The following is a 23,376-nucleotide window of genomic DNA, read 5'->3' as shown; positions in this document are numbered from 1 at the left end:
TCAGTACGGGTGCTTGTCCGGTTTCTCGGCCCAGGTCTTGTACGCCTCGGCGCCCAGGTCGCGGCGGAACTGCTCGATGCGCACCCGCCGCTCGGCGAAGGGTTTGGTGAAGTCCTCGTACTGGTAGGCGTCGTCGAAACCGATGGCGCTGGTGTCGTCGAGATCGCTGGCGAAATGCACGGCGTTCAGGCGCGCCCAATAGATGGCGCTCATACACATGGGACATGGGGCGCCGCTGACGTAGATCTCCATTCCCATCAGCATGCGCGCGCGTTCGGGGACGGAATCGGCCGAACCCGCCGGGCGGGGGACCAATTCGAGCGTCGATTCGTTCTGGTTCTCCCTGGCGATGGAGGGTGCCCAGCCGTTGAGGACGCGCGCGGCCGAACGGATGGTCTCGATTTCGGCGTGGGCGGTGATGTCACCGGTGAGCAGGACGCGATTCTGGCCGCGGGCGACGATCTCGCCGTCTTTCGCGATCACCGCGCCGAACGGGCCACCCCAATCGTTCTCGACGGATTCCCTGGCCAGTCGGCAGGCTTCTTCCATCAGTTCATCCGGTGTCATCGGCTGCACCTCACCCTGGTCGTCACCGAAATGCAAGGGGGCTGAACATCGAGCGTATCCCGCGAATCCGGGCGTTCGCAACGAGTGGTGTCAGCGGTCCCCGGTGGGGGTGTGGACGTCGAGCCAGCGCAGCATGCGGTCGACCGCGTCGGCGGCGTCGCCGTGGGCACCGGACTCGGCCCATTCGGTGAGGGCGGCGAAGGTGGCCGCCTGGTAGGTGATGGCCAGGGCGCGGCAGATGGCGATCGGGGTGCCGGACAGGCGGCGCGCGAGATAGCCGGTGAGGGTGTCGATCCAGGGCTGGTAGATCGCGGGGGCGGTGGCGGCCAGCGTCGGTTCGGCCGAGATCAGGCGCAACCAGTCCGGTGCCAGTTCGTGGATCCGCCGATCGCGGGAGACCGATTCGACGATGGCGGCGCGGACCACCACGGCCGCGGGCGCGTCGTCGGCGGCGCGGGTGAGGACCTCGCGCAGCCGATCGGTGGCGGGGGCGACGCCGAGCCAGGCGATCTCGGCGCGTGAGGGGAAGTGGCGCAACAGGGTTCGGGTGCTGATCCCGGTGGCCTCGGCGAGATCGTTCCAGTTGGTGGCGGCGAAACCGCGCGCGGTCCACAGGCGCAGCGCGTCGGCGGCCACCGCGCGGGTGTCGAGCACGGAGGGGCGGCCGGGGCGGCGGCGATCGGGCCGGGTCACGCCGAAAGCCAAACAGTTTTGGCGAAGTGTGTCAATATTGCGGCGGATCAGACCCCCAGAGGAGATAGAGCATGGATTTCGTCAACTCGTCCGCCGTGGTCACCGGTGGTGCGTCGGGCCTCGGCCTGGCCACCGTGCGGGAACTGCACGCCCAGGGCGCGAAGGTCGTCATCGTCGACCTCGCCTCGTCCAACGGTGCCGCCATCGCGAAGGAACTCGGTGACGGCGTGGTGTTCGCGCCCGCGGACGTGACCGACGAGACGGCGGTGTCGGCGGCGCTGGACGCGGCGCAAGCGCTGGCGCCGCTGCGGATCACGGTGAACTGCGCGGGCATCGGCAACGCGATCAAGACCGTCGGCAAGAAGGGCGCGTTCCCGCTGGCCGACTTCACCAAGGTCGTCAACGTGAACCTGTTCGGCACGTTCAATGTCATCCGGCTGGCGGCCGAGCGGATGGCGGCGAACGAGCCGGTGGGCGAGGAGCGCGGCGTCATCGTCAACACCGCCTCCGTGGCCGCCTTCGACGGGCAGATCGGGCAGGCCGCGTACTCCGCGTCCAAGGGCGGCATCGTCGGCATGACGCTGCCGATCGCGCGTGATCTGGCGAGCTTCAAGATCCGCGTCGTCACCATCGCGCCGGGCCTGTTCCGCACGCCGCTGTTCGAGACGCTGCCCGAAGAGGCGCTGCAGTCGCTGGGCGCGCAGGTACCGCATCCGTCGCGACTGGGCCAGCCGACGGAGTTCGCCGCGTTGGCCCGCCACATCGTGGAGAACCCGATGCTCAACGGCGAGACCATCCGCCTCGACGGTGCGATTCGCATGGCACCGCGCTGACCTGGCGTGGACGCCGAACCGGCCGGGAGCGCATGGCTCCCGGCCGGTGTCGTGTCGGGTGGTTCAGCGCACGGGCAGCGCGGCCGGGCGCGCGAGGGTGTCGGCGAGATCGTGGCGCGCCCGGTCGTACTGCTCGGTCAGGGTGGCGACCAGTTCGGCGGTGCTACGGCCCGCGGTGATCGCGCCGATGCCCTGACCGGCGCCCCAGACGTCCTTCCACGCCTTGGCGTCGGTGCTGGAGCCGAAGTTCATCTGGGAGGGGTCGGATTCGGGCAGGTTGTCGGGGTCCAGGCCCGCGGCGACGATGCTGCCGCGCAGGTAGTTGCCGTGCACGCCGGTGAACAGGTTGCTGTAGACGATGTCGGCGGCGGCGGAGTCCACGATCATCTGCCGGTAGTCGGGCACCACATTGGCCTCGGTGGTCGACAGGAAGGCCGAGCCGACGTAGGCGAGATCGGCACCGGCGGCCTGCGCGGCCAGGATCGAGCGGCCGTGCGCGATCGCGCCCGAGAGCAGCAGCGGGCCGTCGAACCAGGCGCGGATCTCCTGCAGCAGCGCGAAGGGTGACTGGGTGCCCGCGTGACCACCCGCGCCCGCGGCGACGGCGATCAGGCCGTCGGCGCCCTTCTCGATCGCCTTGCGGGCGAAGCGGTCGTTGATGACGTCGTGCAGGACGATGCCGCCGTAGGAGTGGACGGCCTCGTTGATCTCCTCGCGCGCGCCCAGTGAGGTGATCACGATCGGCACCCGGTGCTCCACGATGACCGCCATGTCGGCCTCGAGCCGGTCGTTGGACCGGTGCACGATCTGGTTCACCGCGAACGGCGCCACGGTCGCCTCCGGATGGGCGGCCTGGTAGGCGGCGTTCTCCTCGGTGATGCGGCTGAGCCAGTCGGTGAGCAGCGCGGCCGGGCGGGCGTTGAGGGCGGGGAAGGATCCGACGATCCCGGCCTGGCACTGGGCGATGACGAGTTCGGGACCCGAGGCGATGAACATCGGCGACGCGACGACGGGCAGGGCCAGGCGGCTGGACAGCCAGGTCGGCAGGGCCATGGGGTACCTCCGGGAGGGTTGAGCGGCGCGCGGCCGCGGCAAGGCGATGTGACCGACGGTATTGCGCCCCGCCTCCCTATGCAACGAGTTGCATAAAAAGGTGTCGACGATCACGGCGCCGATGACCATCGGCCCGCGATCCGGGGCCCAAGTGCCGTTCGCGAACGGGCCGCCGGGGGAGAAGACTCGGGTCATGACCGACAGCAAAGCCACCAGGGCGAACCTGGCACCGGATCTGTCGACGATCAGGTCGGCGCTGCAGCGAGCCAGCCGCGCCCCCTCGATCCACAATTCCCAGCCGTGGCGCTGGGAGTTCGACGGAACCCACCTCTACCTCTACCGCGACGACCACCGGCAGCTGACCGCGGCGGACCCGACCGGCCGTCAGCTGGTGATCAGCTGCGGCGCCGTGCTGCACCACCTGCGCACCGTGCTGGCGGCCGAGGGTTGGCGCACCGAACTGGACCGCTTGCCCGATCCCGGCAGGCCGGATCTGCTGGCCCGGTTGGACTTCCGGCCGTGGGCCGACCCGCCGGACGGGGTCCTCGCGCGGGCGGCGGCGATCGACCGTCGCCGCACCGACCGGCACCCGTTGACGGCGCCGGTCGGCTTCGCCGAGGTGTTCCGCGCGGCGCGCATGCTGGCCAGCCCCCACCACGTCGAGGTGGACCTGCTGCCCGACGAGGCTCGGCCGGTGCTCGCCGAATCGTCGCGCGAAGCCGGTGCCAAACGCCGCTACGACATGGGCTATCAGGCCGAATTGCGCTGGTGGACCGGACATTCGGCCGACTACGAGGGCATCCCCGACACCGCCCTGCTCGCCGCCGACGAGACCGCCCAGGTCCCGATCGCCCGCGCCTTTCCCACCGCGCCGGAGTCCGGGCGCGGCGACGGGCCCGAGGACGGCGCCGAAGTGGTGGTGCTGAGCTCCGACGGCGATACTCCTGCCGACTGGCTGCACGTCGGGGAGGCGCTGTCGGCGGTGCTGCTCGAGTTCACCCGCGCGGGCGCGGCCACCTGCGCCCTCACCCACATCACCGAACTGCCCGGTGCGCGCAGGGCGGTGGAGGGCATGGTCGGTGGTCGCGGAGTGCCGCAGGTCCTGATCCGGGTGGGCGCGGCTCCCGCCGATACGGCCGCCGCGCCGTCGACCGCGCGTCGCTCGGTCGAGGAGATCCTGACCGTGCGCGCCGACGCCGAGGCCGCGCTCTGACCGTCAGGTCAGCGGTGCCGACCAGCGCAGCAGCGTGCCGCCGTGCTCCCTGGGGCCGATCTCGAACGTGCCGCCCATCTCGACGGCGCGGGCGGCCAGGTTGGCCAGCCCACGGCGGTGCGTGGTCTCGGCCGGGAGACCGATCCCGTCGTCGGTGACCTCGATCGTCACGTCGTCGCGCACGACGAGTTCCACCCCGACGGTGCTGGCCCGCGCGTGGTGCACCGCGTTGCTGAGCGCTTCGCGCAGCACGGCCTCCACGTGATCGGTCAGTGGCGGTTCGAGCACGGTGACCGGGCCCGCCAGCCGGACGGTGGTGCGCACGCCGCTGTCGGCGGTCATCCCGGTGATGATGTCGTGCAGGCGTTTCCGGTAGGTGGCCGAGTCGGTGGTGGTGTTGGACTGCAGGTCGAAGATCGAGTGGCGGATCTCGCCCACGATGGCCTGGATGTCGTCGATGGTGGCGTTGAGCCGGTCGCGCACCTCGGCGCCGCGGGCACGCTGCAAGGTGGCGTGCAGTGACAGGCCGACGGCGAAGAGGCGCTGGATCACGTGGTCGTGCAGTCCGCGCGCGATGCGGTCGCGATCGGCGAAGACATCGAGTTCGCGCATCCGGCGCTGGGTGTCGGCCAGTTGCAGGGCCACCGCGGCCTGGTCGGCATAGGTGGTGAGCAGGGCCTGATCGGCGGCGGCGGGCACCACGGCACCGGCGGGGAAGACCGAGGTCAGCACCCCGGTCACGGTGCCGTGCGCGCGCAGCGGCAGGGTGAGGACCGGGCCGAAACGCTCGGTCGAGACGAGGATCGGATTGTCGGACGCCGACTGCGCGGTCACCGCGTGTCCGGAGTGGAAAGCCTCGGCGGTGTGTCGGTCCGCCAGCGGGAGCGGGGTGCCGATCAGGCGCTCGGCGTCGAGACCCGCCGCGGCGACCACCACGAGTTCATCGATCTCCTCGGGCGCGACATCCGGGTCCTCGGGCAGGGCGAGATAGGTGCACGCCGAGCCGGTGAGCGCCTGCCCGCGTTCGGCGACCAGGCCGAGGACCTCGGCCGACGGGCTGCCCGCCAGCAGGGCGGTCGCCACGTCACGGATGGCCTCGAGCCACTGCTGACGCACCCGCGACTGTTCGTAGAGGCGCGCGTTCTCGATCGCGATGCCCGCCGCGGCGGCCAGCGCCTGCACCACCACCTCGTCGTCCTCGGTGAACTCCTGACCACCGGCCTTCTCGGTGAGATACAGGTTGCCGAAGATCTCCTCGCGCACCTGCACCGGCACCCCGAGGAAGGTCCGCATCGGCGGATGGTGGGCCGGAAAACCCACCGACGACGGGTGTTCGGACAGATCGGCCAGCCGGATCGGCCGCGGATCGGCGAAGAGCACACCGAGCACCCCGTGCCCGCGCGGCAGATCGCCGATCATCACCCGGGTCCGGTCATCGATGCCCTCGTAGACGAATTCGGCGAGCTCGTCGCCGGTCGGGTCGGCGCCGCGCACGCCGAGCGCGCCGTAGCGGGCGTCGACGAGTTCGATGGCGGTGTGCACGATGGTGCGCAGGGTGTTGTCCAGGTCCAGGCCCGCGGTGACCACGAGCATGGCCTCCATCAACCGGTCCATCCGGTCGCGGACGTCGACGATCTGGGCGATCCGGTCCTGCACCTCGCCGAGCAGTTCGCGCAATCGCAACTGGGACAGGGTCCGGGCGACCGGTGGCAGGCCGCCGAGGCCCGGCGCTTCGTCCATACCGGGATTCTCGCACGGTCGGGCGGGCGGCATCGTGAGGTCAGCGCCGCCGCGACGGGTCGAGATCGGCGGCCATCACCGCGGCCTGCGTGCGCCGCTGCACCCCGAGCTTGGTGAGCAGCCGGGACACGTAGTTCTTGACGGTCTTCTCGGCGAGGAACATGCGCGCGGCGATCTGGCGATTGGTGAGCCCCTCGCCGAGCAGGGCGAGCAGGGTGCGTTCCTGATCGGTGAGCGTGGCGAGCGGGCCGGTCTTCTCCTCGGCCTCGGAGCGCAGTTTGGCCATCAGCGCGGCGGCGGCCCGGTTGTCCAGTAGCGACTTGCCCGCGCCGACCTCGCGCACGGCGTCGATGAGTTCCAGACTGCGGATGTCCTTGACGACATAGCCGCTCGCGCCCGCCAGGATCGCGTCGAGCATGGCCTGCTCGTCGGTGAAGGAGGTCAGGATCAGGCAGCGCAGCGTGGGTTCGGCCGAGAGCAGTTCCCGGCACAGTTCGATGCCGCTGCCGTCGGGCAGCCGGACATCGAGCACCGCGACCTCGGGCCGCAGGGCCGGGATGCGGGCCAGCGCCTGCGCGCAGGTGCCCGCCTCGCCGATCACCTCGAGGTCGGGCTCGAGCGCGATGAGGTCGGCGACGCCGCGCCGGACGATCTCGTGGTCGTCGACCAGGAATACCGTGGTCATCGCGAGTCCTCCTCGGAGTTCGGCGGCGTCTGTATTGTCCGCCGCGGCCTCGGCACCAGTGTGATCGCCTCGGGGTATCGACGGCAGGGGCGAAGGTCACCCCAGGCGAGGACCAGTGGCCCCGCCCCGATCATGGCCGTTCCCGCAGGACATCGGTGAGTGGGCGGCGCGGGGTCGGGGTGGGCCTGCCCGGCTCGGGCGCGGTGCCGATCCGGACCACGACCTGCGGGACGCCGGGATGCCCGATCATGCCGCTGAGCAGGCGGCGCGCGGCGACCAGCTCGGTGACATGGGTCAGCGGGCAGGTGGCCAGGCCGTCGGCGGTGCAGGCGAGCAGCAGCGCGGACAGGGCCTCGCCGGTGCGCAGCCAGCTCATCGGGGACTCGTCGGTGGCGGTGAGCACCGTGAGGCGGGCGCGGTCGTGGAGGTCACCGCGGCGCGCGGAGGGCCCCGCAGCGGGGAAGTCCCTGGCCACGCCGACGCGGGCGCGCTCGGAGTCCGACACCACCGCCGTGGGCGGGATGCCTTCCCTGGCGCCGGGATGCCCTGTCCACCAGCCGATCTCGGCCTGGTACTGCGGGTCGAAGGCGCGCAACGAGCCGGTCTGCTCGGAGGCCAGAGTCAGGCGGGGTCGGGCGTCCTCGGGGAGCACGTCGAGGGTGAGGCCGTGCGGGGTGACGACCTCGTCGAGCGCGCGGCGGATCGAGGCCCACCCGTCCGGTTCGGTCATCGGGAGCCGGTCGGTGTAGCGGCGGGTGATCGCCTCGGCGCGGCGGAACAGTCCGACCGGCGGGTCCGGCCACGGCCGGAAGGTGAGGATGGCCAGCAGGTCCGGCCTGGCGGGGTCGGGCAGCCGGTCGACCTCGGCGCGCAGGCGGTGCGCCGCGAAGGCCGTGCGCACGTGGTCGAGGACTGCGCCGCAGCTGATCACCGCCTGTCGCCCGTGTGGGTCGGCGGCCCCGAGCTGCCGGTCGGGATCGCGCAGCAGGTGGAGCTGCTCGCCGTCGAGCACCCATCGCCACGGCTGGGTGTTGTGCACCGACGGTGCCCGGCAGCCGATCTCGACGGCCGCGCGGATCGTGGACAGGCTCGGAACCGGATCCTCGCTCATACCAGTCAGTGTGCTCCTCCGATCGGATGTGCCGAGACGGTCTTCGCGCCCTTTCTCCGGGGACCGAATGCCCTGGCGGTGCGGTCAGCCGGGACGCACGACCATGACCGGGCACTCGGCGTGTTGGACCAGCCAGTTGCTGGTCGACCCGAGCAGCAGCCCACGGAATCCGCCACGGCCGCGACTGCCGACCACGAGCAGCTGCGCTGTTCGCGACCAGTGCGCCAACCGTTCCCTCGGTCCGAACACCTCCACTTCGCGGCGCACCGGCACATCGGGGAACTGTTCGGTCCATCCGGCCAGCCGTTCGGCCAGCAGCGCTTCCTCGGCGACGGCCAGATCGGCGATCGGCAGCTCGAGATACCCAGCCCCGGCGAACTGCCCGCGCGACAGATCGCTCCACGCGTGCACCGCCACCAGTTCGGTCCGGCGTTGCGCGGCCTCCGCGAACGCGGCGCCGATGGCGGGCTCGCCGACATCGCTGCCGTCGACCCCCACCACCACCGGCCCGTCGCGCTCGGGATCGGGCCCGCGCACGATCACCACGGCGCCGTGCGCGTGCGCGGTCACGGCCAGCAGGGTCGAACCGAGGTGGGCGAGCGTGCCCGCCGCGTCCCGCACGCCGAGGACCACCAGATGCGCGTGCTCGGAGGCGGCGATGAGCGTGCGGGCCGGGTGCCCGGCCGCCAGTTCGGTGGTGACCGCGACGCCCGGCGCGGCGGCGAGCGCGTCCTCGCGCGCCGCGGCCAGGACACGCTCGTCGGCCAGATGGATGTCCTGCATGGTGGCGTAGATGAAGGCGTCGTAGGCGCTGCGCGGGGTCCGGTCGGCGATCGGATCGGTGCAGTGCACGAGGTGCAGCGCGCGGTCGCGGCCCGCGGCCACCCGCGCGGCCCATCGCACGGCCGTGGTCGAACCCTCGGAGCCGTCGATCCCGACGACGATCGCGTCCGCGCCGTGCGGACGGTCACTGTGCTGTGCCATGTCCGTCCTCCTCGCTGCCGGGGATGACTCCACCGTGCCACGCCACACCGCCGCGCGCGAGCACCCGGGCCGATCGCGGGATTGTTCCGGACCGGCGGGGGTAACGCGCGGGTATGGAGCCAACGGATCGGATCGCACAGCCCTGGGGGCGACGCACGCCCTACGGTCCGGGACAGGACTGGCCCGCGCGCGTCGACCGCTATCTCGCCGACGGGATGACGCCCGAGGACGTGCAGCGCTGGGTGCAATCCGCCTCGGTCCTGCATTCCAACGGCGACGCGCTCGACCTCGCCGTCGCCGACGGGCGGATCGTCGGGGTGCGCGGGCGCGCGGGCGATCGGGTCAACCGAGGCCGGGTGGACACCAAGGACCTGTTCGGCTGGGCGGCCAACAACTCCCCGGACCGGCTGACCCATCCACTGATCCGTCGCGACGGCGAACTCGTCGAATGTGACTGGGAGACCGCCCTGGACCGCGTCGTCGCGCACAGCACCGAGCTACTGCGGACGCGGGGACCGGCCTCGATCGGGTTCTACACCTCCGGTCAACTGTTCCTCGAGGCGTACTACACGCTCGGCGTCATCGCGCACGCGGGCATCGGGACCAACCATCTGGACGGCAACACCCGGCTGTGCACCGCCACCGCGGCCGAGGCACTGAAGGAATCCTTCGGATGCGACGGACAGCCGGGTTCCTACACCGATGTCGACCACGCCGACGTCATCGCGCTGTTCGGGCACAATGTGGCCGAAACCCAGTCGGTGCTGTGGGCCAGGATCCTGGATCGGCTCGCCGGGCCGAATCCGCCGCGGCTGCTCTGCGTGGATCCGCGCCGTACCGCCGTCGCCCGGCACGCCACGGTGCATCTGGCGCCGCTGCCCGGAACCAATGTGGCGCTGATGAACGCGCTGCTGCACGAGGTCATCGCGCGCGGCGCGGTGGACCGCGCCTACCTCGACCGACACACCGTCGGTTTCGACGCCCTGCGCGTGCAGGTCGCCGGGTACACGCCGGAATCGGTCGCTGCGATCTGCGGGCTCGACGCCGACGACATCCGCGCCGCCGGTGCGCTCCTGGCCGGTGCCCGGCGGCTGCTGTCCACGGTCCTGCAGGGCTTCTATCAGTCACCCCAGGCCACGGCCGCCGCGGTCCAGGTCAACAATCTGCAGCTCGTCCGAGGGATGCTCGGCAAGCCCGGCTGCGGTGTGCTGCAGATGAACGGGCAACCGACAGCGCAGAACACCCGCGAGTGCGGTGCCGACGGCGATGTGGCGGGCTTCCGGAACTGGGCGAACCCGGATCATCTCGCCGAGCTCGCGCGATTGTGGAACGTCGATGTCGACCGGATCCGGCATGACGCACCCCCGACCCACGTGATGGAGATGATGCGGCTCGCCGAAGCGGGCGATCTGCGAATGCTGTGGGTCAGTGCCACCAATCCGGCGGTCTCGCTGCCGGAACTCTCGCGCATCCGGTCGATCCTGCGCCGCGACAACCTGTTCCTGGTCGTGCAGGACATCTTTCCCACCGAGACGACCGCCCTGGCCGACGTCGTGCTGCCCGCCGCGGCCTGGGGCGAGAAGACGGGCTGCTTCACCAATGCCGATCGCACCGTGCACCTCTCCGACCGTGCCGTCGACCCACCGGGCGCGGCCCGCTCGGACCTCGACATCTTCCTCGACTACGCGCGCCGGATGGACTTCCGCGACAAGGACGGAGGGCCGTTGATCTCCTGGCACGACCCGGAATCGGCCTTCGACGCGTGGAAACGCTGTTCGGCGGGGCGCCCCTGCGATTACACCGGGCTCACCTATGCCGCGTTGCGCGGCCCCTCGGGCATCCAATGGCCCTGCGATACAGCACATCCCGAGGGCACCGCCCGGCTCTACGGCGACGGGCACTTCTGGAGCCATCCCGACTACTGCGAGTCCTACGGCAAAGATCTACACACCGGAGAGCCGGTGTCGGCGGCGCGATATCGAGCCGTCAACCCGCACGGCGCCGCCATGATCAAAGCCGCCCACTATCTTCTACCACCGGAACGGACCGACGAGCGGTTCCCCTTCGTGCTGATCACCGGCCGTACCCTGTACCACTTCCACACCAGGACCAAGACCGGTCGATCCCCCCAGCTCGACGCGGCGGCCCCGGATGTGTGGGTGGAGATCTCCGCCGGTGACGCGCGCCGCCAGACGATTCGCGAGGGTGACCTGCTCGAGGTCTCCACGCGACGCGGACAGGTACGAGCGCGCGCCCGCGTCAGCGAGATCAGGGACGGAGTGCTGTTCCTGCCCTTCCACTTCGGCTATTGGGACGCCGCCGACGACGGCCACGAGCGCGCGGCCAACGAACTCACCCCCACGCTGTGGGACCCGGTCTCCGAGCAGCCGCTGTTCAAAACCGGTGCGGCCCGCGTGCGACGCCTCGCGGTCGGCAATGGCCCGGCGCCCGCGCCGACGATCGGAGCCGCGGCACCGGTCGGGGGCGATGTCGTGCCGACGGCCGGTGGACCGGCGGCACTCGTCAGTGAGGTACCGCCGGGCCGGTGACCCGCGCCGGTCCGGTGACTCAGCGCCCCGGTTCGAGCGATTGCTGCTGGGCCAGGGCGCGGCGGGATTCCTCGTGCAGGATCTCGAGAAGTTCTTCCTCCATGGCCACGAACTCCGGTGTGGTGATGAGGGACAGTTCGCGGGGGCGGGGGAGGTCGACGTGCAGTTCGTGGCGCACGGTGGCGGGGCGGGCGGACAGGACGACGACGCGGTCGGACAGGTAGACGGCCTCGCGGATGTCGTGGGTGATCATCAGGACCGTCCAGCGATAGCGCTGCCAGACGTCCTGGAGCCAGGACTGCATCTCGGTGCGGGTCAGCGAGTCCAGGGCGCCGAAGGGCTCGTCGAGCAGCAGCAATTCGCGCTCCTGGACGACGGTGCGCAACAGGGCGGCCCGCTGACGCATCCCGCCGGAGAGCTGCTCGGGGCGGGCGTCCTCGAATCCGGCCAGGCCGAAGGCGGGAAAGAGCGCGCGGGCGCGGCGCCGGGCCTCGGCTTTCGGCACTCCCTGCACCTGCAGACCGAGCACCGTGTTGTCCAGGACCGAACGCCACGGGAACAGCAGATCCTTCTGCGGCATGTAGGCGCAGTGCGTCCCGGTGCCCGGCTCGTCGCTCGCGTCGAACCGGATCCCGCCGGAATCAGGCGATTCGAGACCGGCGAGCATGTTGAACACCGTGCTCTTGCCGCAACCACTGGGCCCGATGACGGTGACGAACTCGCCCGAACGGACGCTGAACGACACCCCGGCCAGCACCTCGAGCCGTTCGCCGCGCCGACCCTCTTGCGGGAACGACTTGGTGAGCCGGTCGACGACGATGCGGTCCTCGGCGGTGTCAGTCATGCCTGCTCCTGTTCCGCGCGCGCGACCACGGCGCCACGAGGCGTTCGATCGCGAAGGTCGCCAGGTAGAGCGCGATGCTGAGCAGCGCCGTCACCAGGACCGCGGCCAGCACCAGGTCGGTCCGGAAGGAATTCTTCTGCAAGCTCATGTAGATCCCGAGACCGACACTGGCACCCACGTACTCGGCGAACACGGCACCGACCACCGCGTAGGTGATGCCGATGCGTAGCGCGGTGAAGAACCGGGGGATCGCCGAGGGCAGCCGCACATACCGGAACACCTGGACCCGGGAGGCGCCCATGCTTCGCAGCAGCGCGCCCGCCTCGCGATCGGCGGCGGCGAACCCCTCGATCAGCCCGATGGCCATGGGGAAGAAGGTGACCAGCGCGACCACCAGGATCTTCGGGAGCAGGCCGAAGCCGAACCAGATGATCATCAACGGCGCGATCGCGATGATCGGCACCGTCTGCGAGGCCACGAACAGCGGCACCAGCGCCCGTCGCAACCACGGCGAGAAGTCGACGACGATCGCCAGCACCCAGGCCAGCGTCAGCGAGACCGCGAAGCCGAGGAGGGTCACCTGCAGGGTGGCGGCCGCGTGCGTGGCGATGTCGTCGCGATGCGCCCAGCCCTGCTCGGCCACGCGCAGCGGCGAGGGCAGCACCTGCGGGCGGATCCCGCTGCTGGTGACGTAGATCTGCCAGAGCACCAGCAGCACGGCGACGGTGAGCGCCGACGGCAGCGCCCACCGCAGACCCGCCCACGCGGAGCGGGTCTGCGCGGCGCGCGGGTCAGGGGGCGGCGAGGTACTCATCGGTGAAGTACGTCGACCAGTCCGGCTCGGTGGTCAGCGGCTTGCCGTCGGGACCGGTGAGCAACCCACCGCGATAGAGGAAACCGGAGTTGGCCGCCCACTGCCGCACGGTCTGGGTGCCCACCCGGCCGTCGGCGTCCTTCATGAACTGCTCGGCCAGCATGCGCTGGCTCTCGAAGACCAGTTTCTCGTCGGTGAACGCGCCGGGGTTGGCGTCGAGGAGGTCCTGGGCGGCCTGGTCCGGGTTGTCGGCGGCGAACTGGTACCCGCGTTGCAGGGCGTGCACGAATTTGGCGGCGCGCTCCGGATTCGCGGCCAGCCAGCCCTCGTTGGCGTCGATCACGATGGCGTAGGAGTCCGGGAAACCGAAATCGGTGTAGCGGAAGTAGCGCATCGGGGTGCCGTGGTGTTCGGCCTCGATGCCCTCCCACGCCAGGTAGGACACGGTGAAGTCGGCCTTGCCGGAGTAGACGGCCTCGTAGGCCGAGGATCCCAGCGTGACGGAGGTGAAATCGCCGGTGCCGCCGTCGTTGCGGATGACCTGCTGCAGCGCCTCGCGCTCACCCGGATCGCCGAAACCCGCGTAGGTCTTGCCGTCGAGATCCTTCGGGCTCGCCAGGTCGGCGCGGTCGGCGCGCACGCCGATCCCGGTCGCCCAGTGCTGCAGCGGCGCCAGCACCGACTTGACCTGCGCGCCCGAGGCGCGGGCGAAGGTCGACGAATTGTGGGTGCTGATGCCGAACTCCGCGTTGCCCGCGTCGATCACGGTGTCGACGGCGGTGTTGTTGTACGGCAGCACCTCCACGTCCAGGCCCGCGTCGGCGAAGTAGCCGCGCTGCAGGGCCACGTAGAGGCCGGTGTGGTTGGTGTTCGGCGTCCAGTCCAGCGCGAACCGGATGGTGTCGCCGGACCCGCCGCCCGATCCGCAGGCGGTGAGCACCGAGACCACGGCGACGGAGGCGAGCACGGCCGCGAGCGCGCGGCGCAGACGGGCGCTCATGCGGCGGGCCAGGGCTGCGGGTGCAGAGCGGTGTCCCAGAACAGCAACTCGTAGCGCACCGCGAGGGTGAACGCCGTAGCCATCGCCGCGCGCTCGCGCGGATCGGCCGCCTCGGCCGCCGCGTCCACCAGCGCGCGGGCGGTGGCGGCGGACTGCTGGAACTCCTCGGCGCCGTAGGTGGTGACCCACTGGGCGTACGGGTGCGCGGGATCGGCGGCGATCACCTGCGCGGCGCTCGCGGCCAGATCGCGGCCGACCTCGGCGTAGATCCAGAAGCAGGGCAGCGCGGCCGCGGCGGCGACCGCGTAGGACTCGGTCGCGGCCGCGGCGATCAGGAAGGAGACGTAGGCCAGACAGGTCGGCGTGTGTTCGGCCTCGCCCTCGCGCGGCGGCAGCACGCCACCGGTGAGCAGCTGGTCGTGCATGGCCGATTCGACGGTGGCCGCGGTCGCCGAGGAGTTCGCCCAGAAGGCCGCCGTCTGCGGATCGGGCGACTTGGCGGCCAGCAGGGCCAGTGCCTTGGCGTACCCGGTGAGGTACAGCGAATCCTGTTCGATGTACACGCGGAAGGCGTCCAGCGGCAGGGTGCCGTCCCCGAGACGGCGCAGGAATTCGAGATCGTCGATCGCGGTGCGCAGCGCTGTCGTCTGCTCCCAGAGCTCGTCGGTGAATCTCGATGTGGTGGTGGTGTGGGCGCGCGACACCGTTGACATCCCTTCGTCAGCATTACCTGAACAGGTTCCCGGGTCTGTTCTCAGCCTTGCGGTCGCAAAGCACCCCGTGTCAGAACTCGACCGACCCTAGCAGCGACCGCCGACAAGCGGGGAATGCCGTTCATCGGCCGCTCGGTTCGGGCGTGCGAGCGGGAATGGCAGTGCGTGCCAGATCACATTCGGTGCCAGGATGAATAGTTCTGCTCGGGCCGACGTGATAGGAGATTCGTCATGGCGAGACCCCCGGAGATCGAATCGACAGCCCGCCCGGCGCGGACACAGAGTCCGTCCCGGGAGGCTGTCGCGCGGTCGGCGTACCGATTCGATCTGGACGGTCTGCGGGGTCTGGCGATCGCGTTGGTCGTGGTCTTCCACGTGTGGTTCGGGCGCGTCTCCGGCGGGGTCGACGTCTTTCTCGTGCTGTCGGGGTTCTTCTTCACCGGCATGGTGTTGCGTCGCGCGCAGTCCCCGGAACCGGGGTGGGCGAGCGGGGTGCTGCGGCGCACGCTGCGACGACTGGTCCCGGCCATGGCGGTGGTGCTGGCCGCGGTCGTCGTCGTCACGGTGCTGGTGCTGCCGTATACGCAGTGGTCGACGGTGGCGGCGCAGGTGCTGGCCTCGCTGTTCTATTACCAGAACTGGCAGCTCGCGCTGACCTGGTCGGACTATCTGGCCGCCGACCCGTCGGTGAGCCCGCTGCAGCATCTGTGGTCGATGGCGGTGCAGGGGCAGTTCTATCTGACGGTGCTGGTCGTGATCGGGGGTGTCGGCTGGGTGTGTGCCCGGCTGTCGCGGCCGCAGCGGGTCAGGGCCGTCGTCGGCGTTGTCGTGGTCGTCGGCGCGCTGTGTTCGTTCGCGCTCGCCGCCCACGGCATGACGACGCGGCAGGGCTGGAACTACTACGACAGCACCGCCCGGGGCTGGGAGCTGCTGGCGGGTGCCGCGCTCGCGGTCTTCGCGCCCGTACTGCCGCGCTGGCGGTTCCTGCGTGCCCTGCTGGCCTTCCTCGGTGTGGCGGGGGTGGTGCTGTGCGGGTGGATCGTGCTCGACGGTGCCAATCGGTTCCCCGGTCCGGCGGCGCTGCTGCCGGTGTGCGCGGCGCTGGCGGTCATCCTGTCGGCCGCGGAGCTGCCGGTGCGGGAGTGGCCCGTGGTGAATCAGCTGCTGGCCCATCCGGCGATGCGGTGGCTCGGTGACATCGCCTACCCGCTGTACCTGTGGCACTGGCCCATCCTGATCTTCTTCCTCGCCGAGCGCGGGCACCCGCACGCCGGTCTGGTCGGCGGGGCCGCGGTGATCGCGGTATCGGTGCTGCTGGCCTGGCTGACGCACCGCTGGGTCGAGGAACCGTTGCGGCAGCGTGGCGCGGTGGCCCCGGTGACGGGTGCCCGAGCGCGCGGGCTCGTGACGGCCGGGGTGGTCGTGCTGCTGGTCGCGACGGTCACGGCGACGGCGGGCTGGCAGTACGCGGTGGTCCGGGTCAACCCGTCCACGGCGGTCGGCGTGCTCGATCCGGAGCGGTATCCGGGCGCCGAGGCGCTGGTCGCGGGCGCGCCCGTGCCGGACGCGCCGATGCGTCCCACGGTCTTCGAGGCGCCCGCCGAGCTGCCCCCGCCCACCGTCGACGGCTGCATCGCCGACTGGGACACCCGCGACCTGGTGACCTGCGCCTACGGCGACCCCGACGCCGAGCGCACCCTGGCCCTCGTCGGCAGTTCCCACGCCGAGCACTGGCTGCCCGCCCTGCAGATCCTGGCGACCGAGCACAGCTTCCGCATCCAGGTGTATCTGAAGATGGGCTGCCCGCTCACATTGGCCGAGGACGCGATGTACAAGGGCGAGGCCAACCCGGACTGCCGGGACTGGTCGGTCGAGGTCATCGACCGGCTCGAGGCCGACCGGCCCGACTGGGTCTTCACCACCGGCACCCGCCCCCGCGACACCGGCGGTGACGAGACCCCGGGCGAATACCTCGACGTGTGGACCGCGCTGTCGGATCGCGGCCTGAACGTGATCGCGGTGCGCGATACGCCCTGGCTGCGGCGCGGCACCGTGCGCTACAAGGCCGTCGACTGCCTGGCCGGTGGCGGTGACCGCAGCAGCTGCGGCATGGCCCGCGAGGACGCGCTCGACCCGGTCAACCCGGGGCTGGAACCCGCCTCGGCGTTCCCGAGTGTCTTCCCGATCGACCTGAGCGACGCGGTGTGCGAGCAGACACGCTGTCTGGTCGAGGAGGGCAACATCCTCATCTACCACGACGAGCACCACCTCACCGCCAGCTATTCGCGGTCGCTGGCCGGTCCGCTGGGGCGGGAACTGCAACCGTTGCTCGGCTGGTGGTGAGCCGCGCCACGGTGGGCTCCCGCCTCACGGTCTGAGCGTCACCGGCGCGGTACCGTGCTGCTCAGGGGCGTAAAAGGAGGTTCCCGGTGGCAGCTGGCCGACGACGGTTCCTCGTGGCCGTGAGCGTGGTCGCCGTGGTGGCGGCGCTGCTGGGACTGCGCGCCGCCGAGCTGGCGGTGCCCGCCGAGACGGTCGTCAGCGAGGTGGTGGCGCACCCACAGAGCGTCCAGCGGATCGCCTACGGCGACGCGCCCGACACCTTCGGCGACCTCTACCTCCCGCCGACCGCCAACACCCGGCTGCCGGTGGTCGTGCTCATCCACGGCGGTGGTTGGACCCAGGGCCGCACCCTGGCCCAGTTCGACGCGCACGCGCGGGCGCTGGCCCGCGACGGGGTGGCGGTGTGGAATGTCGAATACCGGCGGGTGGGCGGGGGCGGCGGCTGGCCGGTCACCCTGACCGATGTCGACGACGCCGTGACCGCGCTGGCCGACACCGTGGCGCCTCGGGTGGGCAATCTGCTCGATCTGCAGCGGGTGCACCTGGCCGGCCACTCCGCCGGGGGACAGCTCGCGGCGTGGGTGGCCGGGCGCTGGTCGGCGCATCCGCCGCGTCATCCGGAGATCCGGATCCGCAGCCTCACCCTGATGGCCGCCGTCCTCGACCTCGACGCCGCCGTCACCGACAACCGCGACTCCTTCGTCCCGAAGCTGCTCGGCGGCACCCCCGGCCAGGTTCCAGACCGCTACCGCGACGCCTCACCCATCCACCAGCTCCCCGCGCCCGCCATCCGCGTCACCGCCCTGCACGGCGCCAACGACCGCGTCGTCGTCCCCTCCCAGAGCACCCGCTTCGTCGAGGCCCTGGCCCGCGCGGGCACCATCGCCGACCTCCAGATCCTGCGCGGCACCGGCCACGGCGAATTCGCCGACCCCACCTCCCCGGCCTGGACCACCGCCCACCGCACCATCCTCACCTACACCACCACCGACTGACCCCGCCCTTCCGGCAACAACTGCAGAATCCCCACGACCGCCCGCCGGAACGGCTCCTCCGACTGAGCCCCCCGCGCCAGCACGTACGCCCCCTGCCGCAGCGCGAGCACGGTCGTGGCCAGGGCATCGACATCGAGCTCCCCGTCCAACTCCCCGCGTGCCACCCCCTCGTCGAGCACCTCGCGAATACGCGCCTGGATCCAGTCGAACATCGTCGAGATCGGCTCCAGCAGTGCGGGATCGGCGACCACCGCCGAATCCTGAACGAGTCGCCCGAGTCGGCACCCACGCAGCACGTTCTCGTCGATGGTGAGAAACGCGGCGACCTTCTCCCGCACCGTGGCACCGCTTCGCAACCGCCCGCTGATCTGCTCTCGGAGTTCCTCGGCCATCCGCTGCTCCGCGGCCACCGCCAGCCCCGCCTTGCTCCGGAAGTGGTGGTACATGCTGCCCTGTCCCGCCTCGGCGAGTTCCTGGACCGCGCGCGGGCTGGTGCCCGTGAACCCGTTCTCCCACAACAGAGTCTGCATGCTCGCCACCAGGCGGTCCGCTGTCGTCACCTAGCGATTGTACCTAGCAGTATGTACAGTCGGCTCGGTTGTACCTGTAGGTACAGAAGCGAGGGAGGGGACGGTGATGACGCGATCGCTGGTTCGCGCACGCGGAACGGGCGGAGCGGCGAAGACGAACACCGCGGCCGGGTCGGTGGCGATCTGCCTGGGGTTCTTCATGATTCTGCTCGACGGGAGCGCGCTGAATGTCGCGTTGCCCGCCATTCGGAGCGAGACAGGTGGCACGATCTCGACGCTGCAGTGGCTGATCAGTATCTACACGATCCCGTTGGCGGCGCTGTTGCTGAGCGTGGGGGTGCTCGCCGATCGTCTCGGTGCGCGCAGGGTTTTCCTCTGGGCGCTGGGCGGATTCACCCTCGCGTCGCTCGCGTGTGCCGTCAGCCCGACACTGCCGATGCTGATGGTCTTCCGTTGTCTGCAAGGCGTTTTCGGTGCGGCGATTCTGCCGACGACCTTGGCGCTGATCACGCGCCTGCATCCCGAACCGGCCGAGCGGGCGAAGGCGATCACGGTGTGGGGTGCGACCGGGGGTATCGCGCTGATGGTGGGCCGGTCGAGGGTGGAGAACGCGGGTGGTCCGATCCGGTGACCGTGGTCGCGTCGGTGGCGGCACCGGTATTGCTGATCGCGTTCGTGGTCACCGAATCGAGGGTTCGCGCACCGGTTCTGCCGCTGGGCGTGTTCCGTGCGTCCGCGTTCTCCGCCGCCGTGGTCAACGGGTTCGCGTTTCAGTACGCAGCCTATGGGCTGCAGTTCCTGCTGGTTGTCTCTGTGCAATCACGCTGGGACTACGACGCTTTCAGCGCGGGACTGCTGTTCGTACCCTTCGCCGTGCTGTGGACGTTCGCCACGCTCGTCCTGAATCGGCGGTGGGCCGGGCGGGGGATGCGCTGGCTGTTGATCACCGGGTCGGTGATCGCGGCGGTCGGGTCGGTGATCTGCGTGGGTGTCGACGGGCCGGACAGTCTGCCGGTGCTGCTCGTGGGGACCGCGATCGTCGGATTCGGTTGTGGGCTCTTCGGTCCCAGCTGCAACGGGGCGGCCATGGCGGCGGCGGATCGGGACTTCGCGGGACTGGCCTCGGGAGTGCTGAACACCGCGCGGCAGGTCGGGATGGCGGGGGGTGGCGGTGCTCGGTGGGTGCCTGCACACGAACCGACTCATCGGTCTTCGGGTGGGCATCGCGACGACCGCGGTCGGGTTCCTCGGGATCGCCGTGTTGTCGTGGCGGTACCTCGGACCACGGAATTTCGACGGTTCCGATCGGGGATAATCGGCGCATGATCGGACCGGACGGCGCGACGGCGCGGGTGCAGATGGAGCAGGTGCTCGGTGTGGGGGAATCGCTGACTGTCGGGCGGTTCCGGTATTGGTTCAGTGCTCATCGGTGGGAGTGGTCGGACGAGGTCGCCCAGATGCACGGGTACCCACCCGGGACGGTGCCCACACTCGAGATGTTGCTGGCGCACAAACATCCCGACGACCGGGACCGGGTCGCGGCGATGCTCACCTCGATCGATCGCGTCGGCACTTTCTCCAGTCACCACCGCATCATCGACACCAAGGGACAGCAGCGGGATGTGCTCGTGGTGTCGGAGCCGATGCTCGACGACTCCGGCACCATCGTCGGGACCGCGGGCTACTACATCGATGTCTCCGGCTCCGCCGCCGAATACCGGCGCGAGGCCATCGACAGCGCGCTGCCGGATCTGCTGGCGGCGCGCGCGGAAATCGAGCAGGCCAAGGGCGCGCTGATGCTGGCCTACGCCATCACCTCCGAGCAGGCCTTCCAGGTCTTGCGGTGGCGCTCCCAGGAGACCAACGTCAAACTCCGCACCATCGCCGAACGGGTGGCGGCCCGGCTGCCGGAGATCGCCGGGGCCGACGCCGTGCTGCGCACCCGGCTCGACCACCTCCTGCTCACCGCGCACGAGGTGCCCGACCCGGCCCGGTGATCACCCCGCCGGGTAGTTCTGCGCGCGCAGCAGCCGGGCGAGATGGGCGGCGTTGCGCGCCATGGTGGCGGTGGTCGTGCGTACCGCCTCGGGGGTCTCGGACAGGTCGTTGTAGTCGACGCTGCCCATGGCCTCGCCGTTCCAGTAGGTGCAGCCCTGCGCGGGGATGGTGAACCCGACGTCGTTGAGCGCCTGGAAGGTGTCGGCGACGATCTTGTGCGCGCCGTCCTCGTTGCCGACCACCGCGGCGAGCCCGATCTTGCCGAACGCCGCGGGCCTGCCCAGCTCGTCGGTATTGGACACCTCGGCGTCGAGCCGCTCGAGCGCGCGCTGCGCGACCGAGGACAGGTGACCCATCCAGGTGGGCGTCGACAACAGCAGGATGTCGGCGTCGAGGACTCGGCGCCGGATCTCGGGCCACTGGTCGCCGTCGCCCTCGTCGGCGCTCACGCCGGGGCGGACGTCGAAATCGGCCACCCGCACCGTCTCACCGTCGACACCGTGCCCGGCCAGCTCGGCCAGCACCTGTTCGGCGATGAGCACACTGCTCGACGGCGCGGGAGACGACTTGAGGGTGCAGACGAGGGCGACGGCACGCAGGGAGTCGGTCATCGGAGATCCTTTCGGGAGGTCAGCGGTCACGGACGACACGTACGGTGTCCAGGTGCGGATCGGCGGCATCGGGCAGATTGAGTCCGGCGGCGACACCCGTGCGCAGGTACTCCACGACCGCCTCGTCGAGTCGCTCGCCCGGCACGACCGCCGGGATACCGGGCGGGTAGGGGGTGAGCTGTTCGGCGGCGATCCGGCCCGCCGCCTTCTCGACGGGGACCGGCTCCGACGGCGCGAAGAAGGCGTCGCGCGGCAGCATCACCGTCTCGAGTTGCAGTTCGTCGGGGGTCGGCAGCCGGATCTCGGGCGGGCGCGGGCGGTCGAGCCCGGCGCGCCAGAGGGCCAGCCCGTCGACCAGGGCATCGATGGTTCCGGCGTCGTCGGCGGGCGAGAGTGTCGCCAGGATGCGGCGATGGTCGCTCAATCCCAGGTCCAGGTGACGGTGGGTGCGCAGCCAGTCGGCGACCTCGTAGCCGCTCGCGCCGGTCTCGGAGATGTCGACGAGCACCTGGAGCAGGTCCAGGTCGTGGGACGCTTCGACGCCGAGGAGTTCGTCGTGCATCACGGTGAGCCCGCCGATCTCGCCCAACTCGGCGCGGGCGCGGCGCGCGGTGCTCAGCGCGGTGTCGAGCAGGTCGTGGCCGAATTCGACCATCTGCCTGCGCCATCCGTCCAGCGCGGCGTAGATCAGCACATTGGGGCTGGTGGTCATGAGCAGGTCGGCGCAACTGCGCAGGCGGACCGGGTCGACCAGGTCGCCTTGGAGATGGAACACCGAACCCTGTTCGAAGCCCATGCCCATCTTGTGCACGCTGACCACGCACACGTCCGCGCCGACATCCATCGCCCAGGTCGGCAGGTCCTCGTGGAAGGGCAGGTGCGCGCCCCAGGCCTCGTCGACGATGAGCGGCTTGCCCCGCGCGTGACAGACCTCCGCGATGCCCCGGATATCGGCGCAGGTGCCGTAGGGGCTCGGGCTGACGATCAACGCGCCCGCCGCGTCGGGATGTTCGCGCCAGGCCCGCTCGACCTGCGCCGGTGACGGCGGATGCGAGAAGTGGCGCTCGGCGTCCCAGCGCGGCGTGATCCAGTACGGCTGCACCCCGGAGAAGATCAGCCCCGCCACGATCGACTTGTGGCTGTCCCTGGCCACCAGCAGACCCCCGTCGTGGCCAGCCACCGCCATCATGGCCGCCTTCACCGACAGCGAGCTGCCGCAGGTGGAGAAGAACGCCGCGTCGGCGCCGACCGCGTCGGCCATGAGGTCCTCGGCCTCGGCCAGCAGACCCTGGCGGGCCAGTCGGTCGTCGAGACCGGGCGACATCAGGATGTCGCTGTGGAAGGCGTCGGCGCCCAGGGCGCGCAGCACCCGGTCATCGATGCCGCGGCCCTGCCGGTGGCCGGGCGGGGTGAAGCCGTAGCGGTTCGCCGCGTGGTAGTCGGCCACCGAGGCGAGCAGCGGGGCGGTGCTGTGGTCCATCGATCGATCTCCTCTCCGCTGTCTACCTCCGTGCCGAGGGATCGGGCAGCCGCGGGTCGGGTTCCGGAATCGGGGGGAACGGTTCGGGTTCCGGTGCGGGCGGGGGCACGGGCGGCGGCGACGGTGTCGGCCGTGGCGGCGGGGTGGGCGTGGGGGTCGGCGACGGCGCCGGGTCCGGCGGGGATGGCGGTACCGGGTCACCCGGTGTGGGCGGCACCGGATCCGGGCCGGGGCCGGGTGGGAACGGCGGGGGCGGGGTGGGATCGGTGAATCGGATCGGAGTCATGCCGTCCTCCTGACGCAGTGGTCGGCGCGGGATCTCCGCGCGGACTCGCCGGTGGCCTTCGCGCACCCGGCCCTACCGTCGTCATGCCCGCTGCGGGTGCCACGAAACAGCTCAGCGCCGCCGGTCATCACGGTGGCGTGGTAGCCCGTGATTGGGGGAGTGGGAGTGGGGTACGCGCCGGTCATGGAAATTCTGGTGATCGTCGCTCTGGTGATCCTCGTCGCGGCGGTTCTGCTGGTTCGCAAGCGCACCCCGCGGCGGCCGGACGAACCGGAGAACACCGGCAACGACCCGAAATGACCCGCGTCCCGGCGCCCGCTGTCACCGATGCGGT

General features: G+C 70.8%; 23 protein-coding genes and 1 riboswitch. Of the genes, 9 read left to right on the top strand and 14 right to left on the bottom strand.

The window, feature by feature from the left end; translation table 11 throughout:
* Together QC180_RS10715 and QC180_RS10710 are read right to left on the bottom strand one after the other, a co-directional pair.
* The gene (locus QC180_RS10715; RefSeq protein ID WP_278262499.1) at positions 1-567 is read right to left on the bottom strand and encodes a nucleoside deaminase; all 567 of its coding nucleotides are present in this window, start codon (positions 565-567) and stop codon (positions 1-3) included.
* 90 nt (positions 568-657) lie between these two features.
* Positions 658-1,260: a TetR/AcrR family transcriptional regulator gene (locus tag QC180_RS10710; protein ID WP_278262498.1), complete on the bottom strand. Its 603-nt coding sequence runs from the start codon at positions 1,258-1,260 to the stop codon at positions 658-660.
* Between the two features lie 71 nt (positions 1,261-1,331).
* On the opposite strand from QC180_RS10710, the gene QC180_RS10705 reads away from it, so the two are divergent.
* A complete protein-coding gene (locus QC180_RS10705) occupies positions 1,332-2,093 on the top strand; it encodes a 3-hydroxyacyl-CoA dehydrogenase (protein ID WP_278262497.1) in 762 nt (253 codons plus the stop codon).
* A 63-nt stretch (positions 2,094-2,156) separates the two neighbouring features.
* Here the strand turns inward: QC180_RS10705 and QC180_RS10700 are convergent, their stop codons facing one another.
* Positions 2,157-3,146 carry an NAD(P)H-dependent flavin oxidoreductase gene (locus QC180_RS10700; RefSeq protein WP_278262496.1) on the bottom strand — a complete coding sequence of 330 codons (990 nt, stop codon included), beginning with the start codon at positions 3,144-3,146 and terminating at the stop codon, positions 2,157-2,159.
* 193 nt (positions 3,147-3,339) lie between these two features.
* Between QC180_RS10700 and QC180_RS10695 the strand changes: the two genes are divergently transcribed.
* A complete protein-coding gene (locus QC180_RS10695; protein ID WP_278262495.1) occupies positions 3,340-4,359 on the top strand; it encodes an Acg family FMN-binding oxidoreductase in 1,020 nt (339 codons plus the stop codon).
* A gap of 3 nt (positions 4,360-4,362) precedes the next feature.
* Here QC180_RS10695 and QC180_RS10690 read toward each other — a convergent pair whose 3' ends face one another.
* The 4 genes from QC180_RS10690 to QC180_RS10675 all read right to left on the bottom strand — a co-directional run bounded on the left by QC180_RS10690 (position 4,363) and on the right by QC180_RS10675 (position 8,879).
* Positions 4,363-6,099, bottom strand: coding sequence for a GAF domain-containing sensor histidine kinase (locus QC180_RS10690; protein WP_278262494.1), 1,737 nt, complete (start codon positions 6,097-6,099; stop codon positions 4,363-4,365).
* Positions 6,100-6,139: 40 nt separating this feature from the next.
* On the bottom strand, positions 6,140-6,784 hold the full coding sequence (locus QC180_RS10685; RefSeq protein ID WP_278262493.1) for a response regulator: 645 nt from the start codon (positions 6,782-6,784) through the stop codon (positions 6,140-6,142).
* A gap of 130 nt (positions 6,785-6,914) precedes the next feature.
* Positions 6,915-7,895 (bottom strand): Acg family FMN-binding oxidoreductase, encoded by a 981-nt coding sequence (locus QC180_RS10680; RefSeq protein ID WP_278262492.1) that lies wholly within the window; start codon positions 7,893-7,895, stop codon positions 6,915-6,917.
* An 84-nt stretch (positions 7,896-7,979) separates the two neighbouring features.
* Entirely contained in the window at positions 7,980-8,879 is a 900-nt protein-coding gene (locus QC180_RS10675; RefSeq protein WP_278262491.1) for a universal stress protein, read from the bottom strand.
* A 113-nt stretch (positions 8,880-8,992) separates the two neighbouring features.
* Between QC180_RS10675 and QC180_RS10670 the strand changes: the two genes are divergently transcribed.
* Entirely contained in the window at positions 8,993-11,428 is a 2,436-nt protein-coding gene (locus QC180_RS10670; protein ID WP_278262490.1) for a molybdopterin oxidoreductase family protein, read from the top strand.
* A gap of 19 nt (positions 11,429-11,447) precedes the next feature.
* Here the strand turns inward: QC180_RS10670 and QC180_RS10665 are convergent, their stop codons facing one another.
* The 4 genes from QC180_RS10665 to QC180_RS10650 all read right to left on the bottom strand — a co-directional run bounded on the left by QC180_RS10665 (position 11,448) and on the right by QC180_RS10650 (position 14,799).
* Positions 11,448-12,272, bottom strand: a complete 825-nt coding sequence (locus QC180_RS10665) for an ABC transporter ATP-binding protein (protein WP_278262489.1) — start codon at positions 12,270-12,272, stop codon at positions 11,448-11,450.
* Positions 12,265-13,086, bottom strand: a complete 822-nt coding sequence (locus QC180_RS10660; protein WP_278262488.1) for an ABC transporter permease — start codon at positions 13,084-13,086, stop codon at positions 12,265-12,267. The genes QC180_RS10665 and QC180_RS10660 overlap by 8 nt, the downstream gene beginning before the upstream one ends.
* Positions 13,064-14,086: an ABC transporter substrate-binding protein gene (locus QC180_RS10655; RefSeq protein ID WP_278262487.1), complete on the bottom strand. Its 1,023-nt coding sequence runs from the start codon at positions 14,084-14,086 to the stop codon at positions 13,064-13,066. Before QC180_RS10655 ends, QC180_RS10660 begins: the two co-directional genes overlap by 23 nt.
* The gene (locus QC180_RS10650; protein ID WP_278262486.1) at positions 14,083-14,799 is read right to left on the bottom strand and encodes a TenA family protein; all 717 of its coding nucleotides are present in this window, start codon (positions 14,797-14,799) and stop codon (positions 14,083-14,085) included. The genes QC180_RS10655 and QC180_RS10650 overlap by 4 nt, the downstream gene beginning before the upstream one ends.
* Positions 14,782-14,877: riboswitch (TPP riboswitch) on the bottom strand. Its footprint overlaps the gene before it by 18 nt.
* Positions 14,878-15,030: 153 nt before the next feature.
* On the opposite strand from QC180_RS10650, the gene QC180_RS10645 reads away from it, so the two are divergent.
* Both QC180_RS10645 and QC180_RS10640 read left to right on the top strand, forming a co-directional pair.
* Positions 15,031-17,142, top strand: a complete 2,112-nt coding sequence (locus QC180_RS10645; RefSeq protein ID WP_278262485.1) for an acyltransferase family protein — start codon at positions 15,031-15,033, stop codon at positions 17,140-17,142.
* A gap of 86 nt (positions 17,143-17,228) precedes the next feature.
* Entirely contained in the window at positions 17,229-18,137 is a 909-nt protein-coding gene (locus QC180_RS10640) for an alpha/beta hydrolase family protein (protein WP_278262484.1), read from the top strand.
* Here the strand turns inward: QC180_RS10640 and QC180_RS10635 are convergent.
* Complete coding sequence (locus QC180_RS10635; protein ID WP_278262483.1) at positions 18,119-18,697, bottom strand: TetR/AcrR family transcriptional regulator; 579 nt, start codon at positions 18,695-18,697, stop codon at positions 18,119-18,121. The two genes, QC180_RS10640 and QC180_RS10635, sit on opposite strands and share 19 nt — an antisense overlap.
* 76 nt (positions 18,698-18,773) lie before the next feature.
* Here QC180_RS10635 and QC180_RS10630 point away from each other — a divergent pair, with 76 nt between their 5' ends.
* From QC180_RS10630 to QC180_RS10620, 3 genes are read left to right on the top strand one after another with little or no spacing between them, the layout of a single operon-like run.
* Entirely contained in the window at positions 18,774-19,298 is a 525-nt protein-coding gene (locus QC180_RS10630; RefSeq protein ID WP_278262482.1) for an MFS transporter, read from the top strand.
* A complete protein-coding gene (locus QC180_RS10625) occupies positions 19,295-19,993 on the top strand; it encodes an MFS transporter (protein ID WP_278262481.1) in 699 nt (232 codons plus the stop codon). The genes QC180_RS10630 and QC180_RS10625 overlap by 4 nt, the downstream gene beginning before the upstream one ends.
* Positions 19,990-20,664: a PAS and ANTAR domain-containing protein gene (locus QC180_RS10620; RefSeq protein WP_278262480.1), complete on the top strand. Its 675-nt coding sequence runs from the start codon at positions 19,990-19,992 to the stop codon at positions 20,662-20,664. The genes QC180_RS10625 and QC180_RS10620 overlap by 4 nt, the downstream gene beginning before the upstream one ends.
* On the opposite strand, the gene QC180_RS10615 is transcribed toward QC180_RS10620, so the two are convergent.
* Entirely contained in the window at positions 20,665-21,276 is a 612-nt protein-coding gene (locus QC180_RS10615; RefSeq protein ID WP_278262479.1) for a flavodoxin family protein, read from the bottom strand.
* 19 nt (positions 21,277-21,295) lie between these two features.
* Entirely contained in the window at positions 21,296-22,756 is a 1,461-nt protein-coding gene (locus QC180_RS10610) for an aminotransferase class I/II-fold pyridoxal phosphate-dependent enzyme (RefSeq protein WP_278262478.1), read from the bottom strand.
* Between the two features lie 451 nt (positions 22,757-23,207).
* On the opposite strand from QC180_RS10610, the gene QC180_RS10605 reads away from it, so the two are divergent.
* Positions 23,208-23,342, top strand: coding sequence for a hypothetical protein (locus QC180_RS10605; protein ID WP_278262477.1), 135 nt, complete (start codon positions 23,208-23,210; stop codon positions 23,340-23,342).
* Positions 23,343-23,376 lie beyond the last annotated feature (34 nt).

It is taken from the genome of Nocardia anocheti (assembly GCF_029675105.1).
Classification (GTDB): Bacteria; Actinomycetota; Actinomycetes; order Mycobacteriales; family Mycobacteriaceae; genus Nocardia.
Note: the sequence above shows the minus strand (reverse complement) of the source record. Positions and strands in the feature narration are given on the sequence as shown.

Coding starts and splice junctions, on each gene's coding strand:
- QC180_RS10715 (WP_278262499.1), bottom strand. CDS start 567: ATGACACCGGATGAACTGATGGAAGAAGCCTGCCGACTGGCCAGGGAA.
- QC180_RS10705 (WP_278262497.1), top strand. CDS start 1,332: ATGGATTTCGTCAACTCGTCCGCCGTGGTCACCGGTGGTGCGTCGGGC.
- QC180_RS10700 (WP_278262496.1), bottom strand. CDS start 3,146: ATGGCCCTGCCGACCTGGCTGTCCAGCCGCCTGGCCCTGCCCGTCGTC.
- QC180_RS10695 (WP_278262495.1), top strand. CDS start 3,340: ATGACCGACAGCAAAGCCACCAGGGCGAACCTGGCACCGGATCTGTCG.
- QC180_RS10690 (WP_278262494.1), bottom strand. CDS start 6,099: ATGGACGAAGCGCCGGGCCTCGGCGGCCTGCCACCGGTCGCCCGGACC.
- QC180_RS10685 (WP_278262493.1), bottom strand. CDS start 6,784: ATGACCACGGTATTCCTGGTCGACGACCACGAGATCGTCCGGCGCGGC.
- QC180_RS10680 (WP_278262492.1), bottom strand. CDS start 7,895: ATGAGCGAGGATCCGGTTCCGAGCCTGTCCACGATCCGCGCGGCCGTC.
- QC180_RS10675 (WP_278262491.1), bottom strand. CDS start 8,879: ATGGCACAGCACAGTGACCGTCCGCACGGCGCGGACGCGATCGTCGTC.
- QC180_RS10670 (WP_278262490.1), top strand. CDS start 8,993: ATGGAGCCAACGGATCGGATCGCACAGCCCTGGGGGCGACGCACGCCC.
- QC180_RS10665 (WP_278262489.1), bottom strand. CDS start 12,272: ATGACTGACACCGCCGAGGACCGCATCGTCGTCGACCGGCTCACCAAG.
- QC180_RS10660 (WP_278262488.1), bottom strand. CDS start 13,086: ATGAGTACCTCGCCGCCCCCTGACCCGCGCGCCGCGCAGACCCGCTCC.
- QC180_RS10655 (WP_278262487.1), bottom strand. CDS start 14,086: ATGAGCGCCCGTCTGCGCCGCGCGCTCGCGGCCGTGCTCGCCTCCGTC.
- QC180_RS10650 (WP_278262486.1), bottom strand. CDS start 14,799: ATGTCAACGGTGTCGCGCGCCCACACCACCACCACATCGAGATTCACC.
- QC180_RS10645 (WP_278262485.1), top strand. CDS start 15,031: ATGGCGAGACCCCCGGAGATCGAATCGACAGCCCGCCCGGCGCGGACA.
- QC180_RS10630 (WP_278262482.1), top strand. CDS start 18,774: ATGACGCGATCGCTGGTTCGCGCACGCGGAACGGGCGGAGCGGCGAAG.
- QC180_RS10620 (WP_278262480.1), top strand. CDS start 19,990: ATGATCGGACCGGACGGCGCGACGGCGCGGGTGCAGATGGAGCAGGTG.
- QC180_RS10615 (WP_278262479.1), bottom strand. CDS start 21,276: ATGACCGACTCCCTGCGTGCCGTCGCCCTCGTCTGCACCCTCAAGTCG.
- QC180_RS10610 (WP_278262478.1), bottom strand. CDS start 22,756: ATGGACCACAGCACCGCCCCGCTGCTCGCCTCGGTGGCCGACTACCAC.